This window comes from Micromonospora sp. NPDC005299 (genome assembly GCF_042872345.1).
GTDB lineage: Bacteria > Actinomycetota > Actinomycetes > Mycobacteriales > Micromonosporaceae > Micromonospora.
Genome location: NZ_JBIAKG010000009.1, coordinates 261,559 through 274,220, shown reverse-complemented (window position 1 = coordinate 274,220; position 12,662 = coordinate 261,559). Strand labels below are relative to the sequence as shown.

The 12,662-nt window shown below is 74.5% G+C and carries 12 protein-coding genes; 8 read left to right on the top strand and 4 right to left on the bottom strand.

Going from position 1 to position 12,662, the window contains the following annotated elements:
* Nucleotides 1–1,600: 1,600 nt before the first annotated feature.
* From ACFYPD_RS25015 to ACFYPD_RS25005, 3 genes are all read left to right on the top strand, one after another.
* Nucleotides 1,601–2,452: an ABC transporter permease gene (locus tag ACFYPD_RS25015; RefSeq protein WP_387118003.1), complete on the top strand. Its 852-nt coding sequence runs from the start codon at nt 1,601–1,603 to the stop codon at nt 2,450–2,452.
* 85 nt (nt 2,453–2,537) lie between these two features.
* The gene (locus ACFYPD_RS25010; protein WP_387118147.1) at nt 2,538–3,329 is read left to right on the top strand and encodes an ABC transporter permease; all 792 of its coding nucleotides are present in this window, start codon (nt 2,538–2,540) and stop codon (nt 3,327–3,329) included.
* Complete coding sequence (locus tag ACFYPD_RS25005) at nt 3,326–4,294, top strand: ATP-binding cassette domain-containing protein (RefSeq protein WP_387118000.1); 969 nt, start codon at nt 3,326–3,328, stop codon at nt 4,292–4,294. Before ACFYPD_RS25010 ends, ACFYPD_RS25005 begins: the two co-directional genes overlap by 4 nt.
* A 10-nt stretch (nt 4,295–4,304) precedes the next feature.
* Here the strand turns inward: ACFYPD_RS25005 and ACFYPD_RS25000 are convergent, their stop codons facing one another.
* Nucleotides 4,305–4,865: a helix-turn-helix domain-containing protein gene (locus tag ACFYPD_RS25000; protein ID WP_387117997.1), complete on the bottom strand. Its 561-nt coding sequence runs from the start codon at nt 4,863–4,865 to the stop codon at nt 4,305–4,307.
* A 66-nt stretch (nt 4,866–4,931) separates the two neighbouring features.
* On the opposite strand from ACFYPD_RS25000, the gene ACFYPD_RS24995 reads away from it, so the two are divergent.
* Both ACFYPD_RS24995 and ACFYPD_RS24990 read left to right on the top strand, forming a co-directional pair.
* The gene (locus ACFYPD_RS24995; protein ID WP_387117994.1) at nt 4,932–5,711 is read left to right on the top strand and encodes an AzlC family ABC transporter permease; all 780 of its coding nucleotides are present in this window, start codon (nt 4,932–4,934) and stop codon (nt 5,709–5,711) included.
* Nucleotides 5,705–6,013: an AzlD domain-containing protein gene (locus ACFYPD_RS24990; protein ID WP_387117991.1), complete on the top strand. Its 309-nt coding sequence runs from the start codon at nt 5,705–5,707 to the stop codon at nt 6,011–6,013. Before ACFYPD_RS24995 ends, ACFYPD_RS24990 begins: the two co-directional genes overlap by 7 nt.
* A gap of 113 nt (nt 6,014–6,126) precedes the next feature.
* On the opposite strand, the gene ACFYPD_RS24985 is transcribed toward ACFYPD_RS24990, so the two are convergent.
* From ACFYPD_RS24985 to nadA, 3 genes are all read right to left on the bottom strand, one after another.
* Nucleotides 6,127–6,774: a DUF3043 domain-containing protein gene (locus ACFYPD_RS24985; protein ID WP_387117988.1), complete on the bottom strand. Its 648-nt coding sequence runs from the start codon at nt 6,772–6,774 to the stop codon at nt 6,127–6,129.
* 147 nt (nt 6,775–6,921) lie between these two features.
* Nucleotides 6,922–8,334 (bottom strand): UDP-N-acetylglucosamine 1-carboxyvinyltransferase, encoded by a 1,413-nt coding sequence (murA, locus tag ACFYPD_RS24980; protein WP_387117985.1) that lies wholly within the window; start codon nt 8,332–8,334, stop codon nt 6,922–6,924.
* Between the two features lie 157 nt (nt 8,335–8,491).
* On the bottom strand, nt 8,492–9,667 hold the full coding sequence (gene nadA, locus ACFYPD_RS24975) for a quinolinate synthase NadA (protein ID WP_387117982.1): 1,176 nt from the start codon (nt 9,665–9,667) through the stop codon (nt 8,492–8,494).
* 43 nt (nt 9,668–9,710) lie between these two features.
* On the opposite strand from nadA, the gene ACFYPD_RS24970 reads away from it, so the two are divergent.
* From ACFYPD_RS24970 to ACFYPD_RS24960, 3 genes are all read left to right on the top strand, one after another.
* The gene (locus tag ACFYPD_RS24970) at nt 9,711–10,871 is read left to right on the top strand and encodes a glycerate kinase (RefSeq protein ID WP_387117979.1); all 1,161 of its coding nucleotides are present in this window, start codon (nt 9,711–9,713) and stop codon (nt 10,869–10,871) included.
* A 166-nt stretch (nt 10,872–11,037) separates the two neighbouring features.
* On the top strand, nt 11,038–11,406 hold the full coding sequence (gene erpA, locus ACFYPD_RS24965; protein ID WP_107079767.1) for an iron-sulfur cluster insertion protein ErpA: 369 nt from the start codon (nt 11,038–11,040) through the stop codon (nt 11,404–11,406).
* 200 nt (nt 11,407–11,606) lie between these two features.
* Complete coding sequence (locus ACFYPD_RS24960; protein WP_387117976.1) at nt 11,607–12,581, top strand: carbohydrate kinase family protein; 975 nt, start codon at nt 11,607–11,609, stop codon at nt 12,579–12,581.
* Nucleotides 12,582–12,662 lie beyond the last annotated feature (81 nt).

The following is a 12,662-nucleotide window of genomic DNA, read 5'->3' as shown; positions in this document are numbered from 1 at the left end:
CCGGGCGGGGCCGGGCCGACTCCGGTCGTGGGCCGGCGACGTCCGGCCGCGGGCTGCCCGACTCGGGGCGACGACCGTCGTAGCGGGCCGCCTCGTCCACCGGGCGGGCGGGGCGGCCGTCCGGGCCGGGCCGGTCGACCGTCGGGCGGTGCCGCTCGTCGGGCCGGTACGCGGCCGGCTCGGTGCGCGGTCGCCGCTCGACCACCGGCCACTCCCCGTGGTGCGGGCGGGCGCGGTCGCCCGGGGGGCGCTGACCCTCCCGGCGCTCCTCCGGCCGGAACGCGGCGGGACGCGACTCGCCGTACCGGCCCGGCTCGGCGCGGTACGGGTCCACCGGCCCGCGCCCGGCCTCGGGCATCTCCCGGTACGTCTCGGCTCGCGCGGCCGCCTCCCGGCGCGGCGGGTCGCCGTAATCCCGGTCCGGCTCCCGGCGCGGCGGTCCGTCGTAGCCCCGACCCGGCTCGCCACGCGGCGGCCCGCCGAAACGTGGATCGCCCGGCTGGCGGGGGTCCTGGCTCCGCCGGTCCGGGCGGGCCGCCGCGGCGTCGCGTCGGCCGGCGAATCCCTGGTCCTCCCGACCGGCCATGTCCTGGTCGCGCCGCTCCGCCGGACGCCCGGGGTCGGCCTCCCGCCGCCCCGCCCGCCCGTCGAAGGCCGGATCCCGCCGGCCGTCGAAGGCCGCCTCGCGGCGGTCGTCGAACCCCGGCTCGCGCCGGCCCTCGAACGGCCGGTCCCGCCGGCCGTCGAACGCCGGCTCGCGCCGGTCCGCCGGGCCGCCCGGCGGCGGGTTGCTCCGGCCGTCCGCCGGCGTGCGGCGCTGCTCCGGTCGGCCCGATCGCGGCGGCGCGTGGTGCGGGTACTCGTCCGGCTCCGGCACCCAGCCGGGCTCGGGAGCGGGGGAGGTCGGCCGGTGCGGCGCCGTCCCGCGCGCCGCCTCCGGGCGCACCCACCGCTGGTCGAACCGGTCGCCCGGGGCCCCGCGCCGGGGAGCATCCTCGGGCCGCCGCCCGTCCCCGCCCGGCCGCCCGCCGCGCCGACCGTCCAGGTCATCCGGTCCTGCCGGGCTGACGGGGTGCGTGCCGCGCCGCCGGTCGAGGTCATCCGGTCCTGCCGGGCTGACGGGGTGCGTGCCGCGCCGCCGGTCGAGGTCATCCGGTCCTGCCGGGCTGACGGGGTGCGCGCCGCGGCGTCGGTCGAGGTCATCCGGTGCGGCGGGGCTGACCGGGTGGGCGTCCTCGACTCCCGGCGCCGGGCTGACCGGGTGCACCTCGGCCCGGCCGACCACCGAGGCCCGGCCACGCGGCGCGGGCGGGGTCAGGTACTCGAGTCCGATGTCGCCCGGATAGCGCTGCCCGGGGAACTGCGGACGCCACTCGTGGGTGGGTTCGGCCGCCCAGGACGGTTCGGCCAGTTCGCGCCAGCGGTCCCAGCCGCTCATCGGGGGACCCTGTCGCCGCCCGCGCGGCGCGGCCCCGGGGCCGGCTCGCGTCGCTCGCTCACGGCGATGTCACCTCGTTGGAAATTGTCGCGCTGGGCGCCCAGTCGTGCCGGTAGAGTCGCCCGGTCCAGCACGTCGTGGCTGCGGAAGGAGGGTAGCGGCGTGGGCTCTGTCACCGCCACTGTGGCACCGCCCACGGATCCAAACGTTACCCGATGGTTTCGGACATTCGGCGCGATAGCCGCCTCCGGATTCCGGCGTCACGCCACCTACCGGCAGGCCGCCGTGGCGGGGGTCGTCACCAACACCGTCTTCGGCTTCCTGCGCTGCTACATCTTCCTCGCGGTGGCCGGTGCGGCCGGCACTGTGGCCGGCTACGACCGCGCCCAGCTCGGCACTTTCGTGTGGGCGGGGCAGGGGCTGCTCGCGGTGATCGCGATCTGGGGCTGGACCGAGCTGGCCGATCGGATCCGGACCGGGGAGATCGCCGCCGACCTGCTCCGCCCGGTGCATCCGGTGACCAGCTACCTCGCCACCGACCTGGGCCGGGCCGGGTTCGCCTCGCTGGCCCGGCTGCTGCCGCCGGTGGTGATCGGCCCGTTCTTCTTCGAGGTCTACCTGCCCCGGCACTGGGCCACCCTGCCGCTCTTCGGGCTCTCCGTGCTGCTCGCCGTGGTGGTCTGTTTCGCCTGCCGCTACCTGGTCAACGCCACCGCCTACTGGTTGCAGGACGTCCGGGGGCCCATGATCCTCTGGACGTTGGGCTCCGGCGTGCTCGCCGGGCTCTACTTCCCGCTCGGTTTCCTCCCGGGCTGGCTGGAGGCCACGCTGCGGTACGCCACCCCGTTCCCCAGCCTGTTGCAGGTCCCGCTCGACGTGCTGGTCGAGCGGGAGTCGATCCCGATCGAGCTCGGTCTGGTCGGGCTCCAGCTCGGCTGGGCCGTGCTGCTGCTGGCGCTCTGCCGGCTGGTGCAGCGCCGAGCCGAGTACCGGCTGGTGGTGCAGGGTGGCTGAGCCGGGGAGGCTGAGCGGCGCGGCCGTCCCGCCCGGGGGCGCGCTCACAGGCCACGGCCCGGGTGCTGGTGGGCGCCGGGGCACGCTGCGGGCGTACCGGGCGCTGCTCGGGGCGCAGGCCCGGTCGCAGGCGGCGTACCGGACCTCGTTCGTGGTGGACCTGGTCGGCAACATGGGCGCCACCGCGTTCGACGTGGTGACCGTGCTGGTGCTCTTCGGGGTCACCCGGGAGCTGGGCGGGTTCACGCTCCGCGAGACGCTGGTGATCGTCGGCCTGTCCTCGTTCGCGTTCGCCACCGCCGACCTGCTGGTCGGCAACATCGAGCGGCTGCCCCGGTACGTCCGCACCGGCCTCTTCGACGCGGTGCTGGTCCGGCCGCTGGCCGCGCTGCCCCAGCTGCTCCTGATGGATCTGCCGCTGCGCAAGGTCTCCCGGGCGCTCTTCGGGCTGGCCGTGCTGGTGTTCGCGCTCGCCTCGGCCGGCATCGACTGGACGCCGGGCCGGGTGGCGCTCGCGCTGGTCGCCCCGCCGGCCGCGGTGGTCTTCTTCGCCGCGGTCTTCGTCACCACCGCCACCGTGTCGTTCTACTGGATCGACTCCGGGGAGCTGGCCAACTCGGTCACCTACGGCGGACGCGACTTCACCTCGTACCCGATCACCGTCTACGGCGGCTGGTTCCGTGCGGTCTTCGCGTACGGGCTGGGTTTCGCCTTCGTCAGCTACCACCCGGCGCTGGCGCTGCTGGGCCGGGCCGACCCGCTGGGCCTGCCGCCCTGGGTCGGCTGGGCCGCGCCCGGGGTCGCGCTGGTCGCCGCGGCGGTCGCCGCCGGGGCCTGGCGCGTCGGGATCCGCCACTACCGGAGTACGGGGTCATGAACGTCATCGAGATGGACGGGCTGCGCAAGGAGTTCACCGTCCGGGTGAAGGCCGGGCGGCTGCGCCGGGAGAAGCGGACGGTCACCGCGGTCGACGGGGTGGACCTGCGGGTGGAGCGGGGCGAGATGCTCGGCTACATCGGTCCGAACGGCGCCGGGAAGTCGACGACGCTGAAGATGCTCACCGGCGTGCTGATGCCCTCGGCGGGACAGGCCCGGGTCTGTGGGCTGCGTCCGGTGCCCGACCGGACCCGGCTGGCGCTGCGCATCGGTGTGGTCTTCGGGCAGCGTTCGCAGCTCTGGTGGGACCTGCCGCTGCGGGATTCGTTCGCGCTGCTGCGGCACGTCTACCGGGTGCCGCCCGGCGAGCACGCGGCCCGGCTGGCCCGCTGCCGGGGCCTGCTCGACCTCGACGAGTTCCTGGACACCCCGGTCCGGCAGCTGTCCCTGGGCCAGCGGATGCGCGGCGAGCTGACCGCCGCCCTGCTGCACGGCCCCGAGGTGCTGTTCCTGGACGAGCCGACCATCGGGCTGGACGTGGTCAGCAAACAGGCGGTCCGCGGCTTCCTGGCGGAACTGGGCCGGGCCGGCGACACCACCCTCGTGCTCACCACCCACGACCTGGCCGACATCGAGCGGCTCTGCCGGCGCCTGGTGGTGATCGACCATGGGCGGGTGGTGCACGACGGCTCGATCGCCGCCCTGCACAGCCGGTACGGCTCCCGCCGGATGGTGGTCGCCGAGCTGGACGCCGCGCTGCCCGCGCCTCCGGTGCTGCCGGGCGCGCCGGTGCAGCGGGTGGAGGCGGACGGGCGGCGGCTGGTCTTCGCGCTGGAGTCGGCGAGCGTCGCCGAGGTGGTGGCCGGGCTGGCCGGCCTGGCCTCGCTGCGGGACATCTCGATCGTGGAACCGGACATCGAGGAGGTCGTGGCCCGGCTCTACCGCAGCCCGGCCGAGGTGGGCTGAGCGTGCGCCCTCACGGGTGCTCCATCACCAGCACGGCGAAGGTGCCGTGGGCCAACGCCTCGTACCGGTGCGGGGTGTCGCCGGGGAACGTGGCGTAGTCGCCCGGTCCCAGCTCGACCAGGTCGCTCTCGGGGCCGACGCGCATCCGCCCGGCGGCGACGACGACGTGCTCGACGCTGCGCGGGGTGTGCGCCTCGGCGAGCCGCACCGCCCCGGGCTCCAGCTCCATCACGTAGACGTCGCGCCGGACGTGCGGCGCGCCGGCGGCGAGCAGGGTGGCCGAGAAGTCGGCGTGTTCGGAGCGGATGCGGGGCCCCTCGCCGGCCCGGACCACCCGGACGGCGGCGGTGGGGGGTTCGACGAGGCGGCTGAACGGCACGTCGAGCGCCACGCCGAGGGCCCAGAGCGTCTCCACGCTGGGATTGCCGGCCCCCGACTCCAGCTGGGACAGGGTGGACTTGGCGATGCCGGCGCGACGGGCCAGCTCGGTCAGCGACAGGCCCGCCCGGTCGCGCTCCCGGCGCAGGGCGGCCGCGATGGTGGCGAGCGGGGGAGCGGGGTCGACCGCCATTGTTCGCTCCAGTGGTCTGTTTGTTCGGTTTGACGAACACGGGTGCTCGTGTTCAGGATAATGGACATGCGTACGGCATATCGAACGGACGGCGGCCGAGTGCTCCGCGACGTCGCCGCCATCGGCGCGGCGATGGTCGCCGTGGGCGCCTCGTTCGGCGCCGTGGCGGTGGCCGCCGGCCTGCCCGCCTGGGCCACCCTGGCCATGTCGGTGCTGGTCTACGCCGGCGGCGCCCAGTTCATGGCCGTGGGCCTGATCGCGGCGGGCAGCCCGCTCGCGGCGGTCCTCGCCGGCCTGCTGCTCAACGCCCGGCACCTGCCGTTCGGCCTGGCCCTCGGCGGCACCCTCGGCCCCCGGCGCTGGCAGCGGCTGCTCGGCAGCCACCTGATGACCGACGAGGCGACCGCGTTCGCGCTGGCCCGCCCGGCCGGGCCGGGGCGCAGGCGGGCCTTCTGGCTCGCCGGGGTGCTGCTCTTCCTGGCCTGGAACGCCGGCACCGGGCTCGGCGTGCTGGCCGGGGGAGCGGTCGGCGACCCGGGGGCGCTGGGGCTCGACGCCGCCTTCCCGGCCGGGCTGGCCGCCCTGCTGCTGCCCAGCCTGCGCGACCGGGAGATCCGCGGGGTGGCGCTCACCGGTGCCGGGCTGGCCGTGCTGGCCACCCCGCTGCTGCCCGCCGGGCTGCCGGTGCTGCTCGCGCTTGCCGCGCTGGTCCTGCCCCTGCTGGGCCGCCGCCGCTCGACCGGCGGACCGGACGACCCCGCCGCCGCGCCGGACGACCCCGGCGGCGGGCGGGCGGACGGCGACGGGGCGGGACGGGTCGTGCGGGCCGGGGAGGCCTCGTGCTGATCGCCGTGATCCTCGCGCTGGCCGCCGGCACCTACGGCTTCCGCGTCGCCGGGGTGCTGCTGCGCGACCGGCTGGACCTGCCCGAGTGGTCCCGCCACCTGCTGCCGGTCGGCGCCGCCGCGCTGCTGGCCGCGCTCGCTGCCACCGCGGCGCTGACCGAGGCCGGCGGCTTCGCCGGCTACGCCCGGCCCGCGGGCGTGCTGGTCGGCCTGCTGCTCGCCTGGCGCCGGGCGCCCTTCGTGCTGGTCGTGCTCGCGGCGGCGGGCACCACCGCGCTGCTGCGGCTGCTCGGGGTGGCCTGACGACGACACCGGCCCCTCCCCGCCGGAGCGGAAAGGGGCCGGCGAGGGCTCCCGGTCGGGGCGCGGCGACAGATGCGCCGAACTGGAGTTGTCGGAGTCCGGGCGGGCCCGGGTCAGATCTTGTCGCCGATGTTCACCCGGGGCGCCGGGGCACGCATCTTGCGGAACGTGATCGACCGCATGATCGCGTAGAAGTAGAGCGAGCCGAGCCGCTCGGTGCTCGTCGGGTAGCGCTCGCGGACCAGCTTCTTGATCTTCCGCGCGATCAGCACCGAGTCGATCACCACGCCGAGCGCCAGCGCGCCCCACAGCAGGTTCGACAGCAGCCGGACGATCGGCGGCATGGCCTGGTTGGAGCCGAGCAGCACGATCAGCGCGCCGCCGAAGAACCAGGTGCCCACCGTACGCCGGGAGTCGACCACGTTGCGGGCCAGCAGCCGCTCCGGGCCCCGGTCGCGCGGGCCGCCCTCGCGCCGGAACTCGGCCGTGGACTCGGCGCGCGCCGCGCGGCGCTGCTCCCGGGCCTCCTCCTTGGTCAGCGGGCGGGCCGGGGCGGCCGGGCGACGACCCGCGGCCGGCCGCTTCGGGGTGGTCAGCCCGAGGTCCTTCTTGCTCGGGGTGTGACCCCGTGACTGGGCAGAGGCGGACGCCTCGTCGGTCGTCACCGGGGTGACGGACTCCTCGACGAGGTCGGTGGGCTTACGGCGAAACAGCGACGGCACGCCGGCAAGAGTAGCCAAACAGCCGCGCCCGGTGCACATCGCGGGTGCACCGGGCCGACGGCTCCAGGTCGCGGCGCGGCGTGAGACCGGCCTTCATTCGGTCCGGAGCGCCGTCTGCCGGCGCGGAGGCCGAATTATGGCCGCCAGCCGAGCTGGAGTTGTCGCAGCGGGAAGAGGGGTGTCACGTCACGGACGCTCGACGTGCGCGCCCAGGTCCGCCAGCTTGGCCTCGAAGTCCTCGTAGCCCCGGTTGATCAGGTCGACGCCGTAGACCCGGGAGGTGCCCTCGGCGGCCAGGGCCGCGATCAGGTGGCTGAAACCGGCCCGCAGGTCGGGGATCACCAGGTCGGCCGCGTGCAGCTTGCTCGGGCCGGCGATCACCGCGGAGTGCTTGAAGTTGCGCCGGCCGAAACGGCACGGGGTGCCGCCCAGGCAGTCCCGGTAGACCTGGATGTTGGCGCCCATCGTGTTCAGCGCCTCGGTGTAGCCGAGCCGCTGCTCGTAGACCGTCTCGTGGACGATCGACAGGCCGCGGGCCTGGGTGAGCGCCACGACGAGGGGCTGCTGCCAGTCGGTCATGAAGCCGGGGTGCACGTCGGTCTCCAGCGCCACCGCGTTCAACTCACCGCCCGGGTGCCAGAACCGGATGCCGCCCTCCTGGCCCGGCCCGCCGCCGCGCGGCGGGCGGAGGTCGGTGACCTCGTACTCGCCGCCGACCGAGCGGAAGATGTTCAGGAAGGTCATCATGTCGGCCTGCTGGGCGCCGAGCACCTCGACGTGTCCCCGGGTGGCCAGTGCGGCCGCCGCCCAGCTCGCCGCCTCGATCCGGTCCGGGATCGGCCGGTGGGTGTAGCCGCTGAGCCGCTTCACGCCCTGGATCTCGATCACCCGGTCGGTGTGCACCTTGATGATCGCGCCCATCTTCTGCAGCACGCAGATGAGGTCGATGATCTCGGGCTCGACCGCGGCGTTGCGCAGCTCGGTGACGCCCTCGGCCATCACCGCGGTGAGCAGCACCTGCTCGGTGGCGCCGACGCTCGGGTAGGGCAGGGCGAACTTGGTGCCGTGCAGCCCGTTCGGCGCCGACAGGTGCAGCCCCTCCGGGGTCTTGTCCACGGTTGCGCCGAACTCGCGCAGCGCCTGGAGGTGGAAGTCGATCGGGCGCGGGCCGATGTGGCAGCCGCCCAGGTCGGGGATGAAGGCGTGACCGAGCCGGTGCAGCAGCGGGCCGCAGAACAGGATCGGGATCCGGCTGGAACCGGCGTGCACGTTGATCTGGTCGGTGCTGGCGCTCTCGACGTTGGACGGGTCGAAGACCAGCTCACCGTCCTCCTCGCCGTCGCTGACCTTGACGCCGTGCAGGTCGAGAAGCCCGCGGACGACCTCCACGTCCCGGATCCGCGGCACGTCGAACAGCCGGCTGGGACTGTCGCCCAGCAGGGCGGCGACCATCGCCTTGGACACGAGGTTCTTCGCGCCGCGCACGCGGATCCGCCCTTCGAGCGGAGTGCCTCCGTGTACGACCAGGACGTCGTCGGTCAACGCAACCTCCAGCGCGTTGGTGCTGCCGTGTAGATGAGTCAGGTGCACGATCTGCATCGGTACCCGGATGGCGGCCCGATGAAAACGGCCCGCGTCAGTCGTCGCCCCGGCAGCATAGCCCTCCGTGACGAGAATGGAATCGGTCACATCACCAGTGAGGGCACGAACCGGGGATTCCGCCGCGTTTCCGTACCAGTGATGTGACTGAGGGTTATCAGGCGCCCGGGAGGGCGAGCATCTGGTCCAGCGCGGCCCGGGCGTGTCCGGCGGTGTCCGGATCCACGGTGATCTGGTTGACCACCCGGCCGGCGGCCAGCTCCTCCAAGGCCCAGACCAGGTGCGGCAGGTCGATCCGGTTCATCGTCGAGCAGTAGCAGACCGCCCGGTCGAGGAACATGATCTGCTTGTCCGGGTGGGCCAGCGCCAGCCGGCGGACCAGGTTCAGCTCGGTGCCGACCGCCCACGCGGAGCCCGCGGGTGCCGCCTCGATGGTCTTGATGATGTATTCGGTCGAGCCCACCTGGTCGGCGGCGTTGACGACCTCGTGCCGGCACTCCGGGTGGACCAGCACGTTGACCCCCGGCACCCGCTCGCGCACGTCGTTGACGCTCTCGAGGGTGAAGCGGCCGTGCACCGAGCAGTGCCCGCGCCACAGGATCATCTTCGCGTTGCGCAGCTGCTCCGGGGTCAGCCCGCCGTTCGGCTTGTGCGGGTCGTAGAGCACGCAGTCGTCCAGCGAGAAGCCCATCTCCAGGACGGCGGTGTTGCGGCCCAGGTGCTGGTCGGGGAGGAAGAGCACCTTCTGCCCCTGCGCGAACGCCCAGTCCAGCGCGCGCTTCGCGTTGGAGGAGGTGCAGACCACGCCGCCGTTCCGGCCGACGAAGCCCTTGATGTCCGCCGAGGAGTTCATGTAGGTCACCGGGACGGTGTCCGCCGCGATGCCCAGCTCGGTCAGCACGTCCCAGGCGGTCTCGACCTGCGACAGCACCGCCATGTCGGCCATCGAGCAACCGGCGGCCAGGTCGGGCAGGATCACCTTCTGGCGGTCCGAGGTGAGGATGTCGGCGCTCTCGGCCATGAAGTGCACGCCGCAGAAGACGATGTACTCCGCGTCGGGCCGGGCCGCCGCCTCCCGGGCCAGCTTGAACGAGTCGCCGGTCACGTCGGCGAACTGGATCACCTCGTCGCGCTGGTAGTGGTGACCCAGCACGAAGACCTTCGTGCCGAGCGCGGCCTTCGCCGCGGCCGCCCGGGCCACCAGGTCCGGGTCGCTCGGCGCGGGCAGGTCACCCGGACACTCCACGCCACGCTCGGTGGCGGGGTCGCTGCCGCGGCCGAGGAGCAGCAGCGCAGTGGCGGTGTTGGAGGGCTCAACCCAGGTCGAAGTCACGCCCCCATGGTCCCACAGCGGGGCGGCCGTGCGGCCGCCACGGATGTGGCCTGCCACACTGCTGGGCATGCGTGTGCTGCTCTGCCCGGACAAGTTCGCCGGCACGCTGCCGGCCGCGGAGGTGGCCGCCGCGGTGGCCGAGGGCTGGCGGGAGGTCGCCCCCGCCGACGAGCTGCTGATCCGGCCGCTGGCCGACGGCGGCCCCGGGTTCGTGGCCGTGCTCGCCGAGGCGCTCGGCGGCCGGCAGCTGCCGGTGCCCACCGTCGACCCGCTCGGCCGGCCCGCCGCCGGTGAGATCCTGCTCACCGACGACGGTGTGGCCTACCTGGAGAGCGCGCAGGCGTGCGGGCTGCACCTGCTGTCCACCGCCGAGCGGGACCCGAAGGCGACCACCTCCTACGGGCTCGGCCTGTTGGTCGCGGCCGCGGTGGAGGCCGGGGCGCGGACCGTGGTGATCGGCCTGGGCGGTTCGGCCACCAACGACGGCGGCGCCGGGATGCTCACCCCGCTCGGGGTGACCCCGCTGGACGAGGCCGGCCGGGCCCTGCCGTACGGCGGGGCGGCCCTCGCGGCGGCGACCGCGCTCGACGGCGCTCCCCGGCTCCGCGGCGCGGCGCTGGTCGCCGCCACCGACGTCGACAACCCGCTGCTCGGGCTGCACGGCGCCAGCAACGTGTACGGCCCGCAGAAGGGCGCCACCCGCGCGGACGTGCTGCTGCTCGACGCCGCGCTGCAACGCTGGGCCGCGGTGCTGGAGAAGAACCTGCCGGGCTGCCCGTCCGGGCTCGGCGCCCTGCCCGGCGGCGGCGCGGCCGGCGGCCTCGGCGCGGCGGTCCTCGCGCTCGGCGGCCGGTGCGAGTCCGGCATCGGCCTCGTCACCCGGGCCATCGGCCTGGACGCCGCGCTGGACGCCGCCGACCTGGTGATCACCGGCGAAGGCTCCTTCGACCACCAGTCGCTGCGCGGCAAGGTGGTCGCCGGGGTGGCCGGGGCCGCCCGGGACCGGGGGGTGCCCTGCGTGGTGCTGGCCGGCCGGGTGAGCACCGGACGACGGGAGGCCGCCGCCGCCGGCGTGACCGAGGCGCACAGCCTGGTCGAGCACTTCGGCGGCGAGGAGCGTGGGGGAGTGGAGGCGGCGATGGGCCGCCCGGCCGAGGGACTGCGCGCGCTCGGCGCCCGCCTGGCCCGCCAGTGGAGCCGCTGAGCCAGCCCTGGCCTGCGGCGCGGCTCACGCGGCGTGGCTCGTGCCACCGGAGGTGCCGCCCGTCCCGGCGGCGTACGATCGGATCTGGACCACACCGGGAATCATTGGCGGACGTGCGGCGTTTGCCAGTGCGTCCGGACCCCATACCGCGCAGGGAGACTTCCACGTGACCACGCCAGCGCAGACCGAGTCGACCGAGGCCAAGGCCCCCAGCACCGTCGTCCTCACCGACGTCGCGGCGCAGAAGGTCAAGGCCCTGATCGAGCAGGAAGGCCGTGACGACCTGCGGCTCCGGGTCGCCGTGCAGCCGGGCGGCTGCTCCGGCCTGCGGTACCAGCTGTTCTTCGACGAGCGGTCGCTCGACGGTGACGTCGTCACCGACTTCGGCGGTGTCGAGGTCGTCGTCGACCGGATGAGCGCCCCCTACCTGGCCGGCGCCACCATCGACTTCGCCGACCGGATCGACGCCCAGGGCTTCACCATCGACAACCCGAACGCCGGCAGCTCCTGCGCCTGCGGCGACTCGTTCAGCTGAGTCGACGGGGCCGACGACGCCTGCCTGACGGCGGGGCCATCCCTCACGGGGTGGTCCCGCCGTTTTGTCGTGTCCGGGGGGCATTCGGACGGTGACGTCCGGGTGTGCGGGCGACGGCAGGTTGTCGACCGACCCCCGTCCGGTCGGTCGGGGCGACCGGTAGGCTGACCCGCGCCGTGCTCCCGACCGCGAGGGTTGACATGAAGATCGCCGTGACCGGCTCGATCGCGACCGACCACCTGATGAGCTTCCCCGGCCGCTTCGCCGACCAGCTCATCGCCGACCAGCTGGACAAGGTCTCGCTGTCCTTCCTCGTCGACGAGCTGGTGCTCCGGCGCGGCGGCACCGCCGCGAACATCGCCTTCGGCATGGCCCAGCTCGGGCTGCGCCCGGTGCTGCTCGGCGCGGTCGGGGCGGACTTCGCCGACTACCGGTCCTGGCTGGAGCGGCACGGCGTCGACTGCGACTCGGTGCACGTCAGCGAGATCGCGCACACGGCCCGCTTCGTCTGCACCACCGACACCGACATGTGCCAGATCGCCTCGTTCTACGCGGGCGCGATGAGCGAGGCCCGCAACATCGAGCTGGCCCCGGTGGCGCAGCGGCTCGGCGGTCTCGACCTGGTGCTGGTCAGCGCCAACGACCCGGCCGCCATGATCCGGCACTCCGCGGAGTGCCGGGAGCGCGGCTACGCCTTCGTGGCCGACCCGTCGCAGCAGCTCGCCCGGATGGACGGCGCGGACGTGCTCGGCCTGGTCGACGGCGCCGACTACCTGATGACCAACGAGTACGAGAAGTCGCTGCTCCAGAGCAAGGCCGGCCTGACCGACGCCCAGCTGCTGGACCGGGTGAAGGTCCGGGTGACAACGCTGGGCAAGCAGGGCGTGGAGATCGCCGGCCGGGACGTCGGCACCATTCACGTGCCGATCGCCCGGGAGATCCAGGCGGTCGACCCGACCGGCGTCGGCGACGGCTTCCGGGCCGGCTTCTTCGCCGCGCTCAACTGGGGGGTCAGCCCGGAGCGCGCCGCCCAGGTCGGCTGCCTGCTCGCCACGCTGGTGCTGGAGAACTTCGGCGGCCAGGAGTACGAGGTCCGCCGGGACCTGTTCGTCAAGCGGCTCGCCGAGTCGTACGGCGACGCGGCCGCCGAGGACGTCCGGCCGCACCTGCAGTGACCGCCCCGCGGCCCGTGGTCGGCACGGCCGTCGCCACCGACCCGCCGCCGGGGATCCTCGCCTACCTCCGCTGAGCCCGGG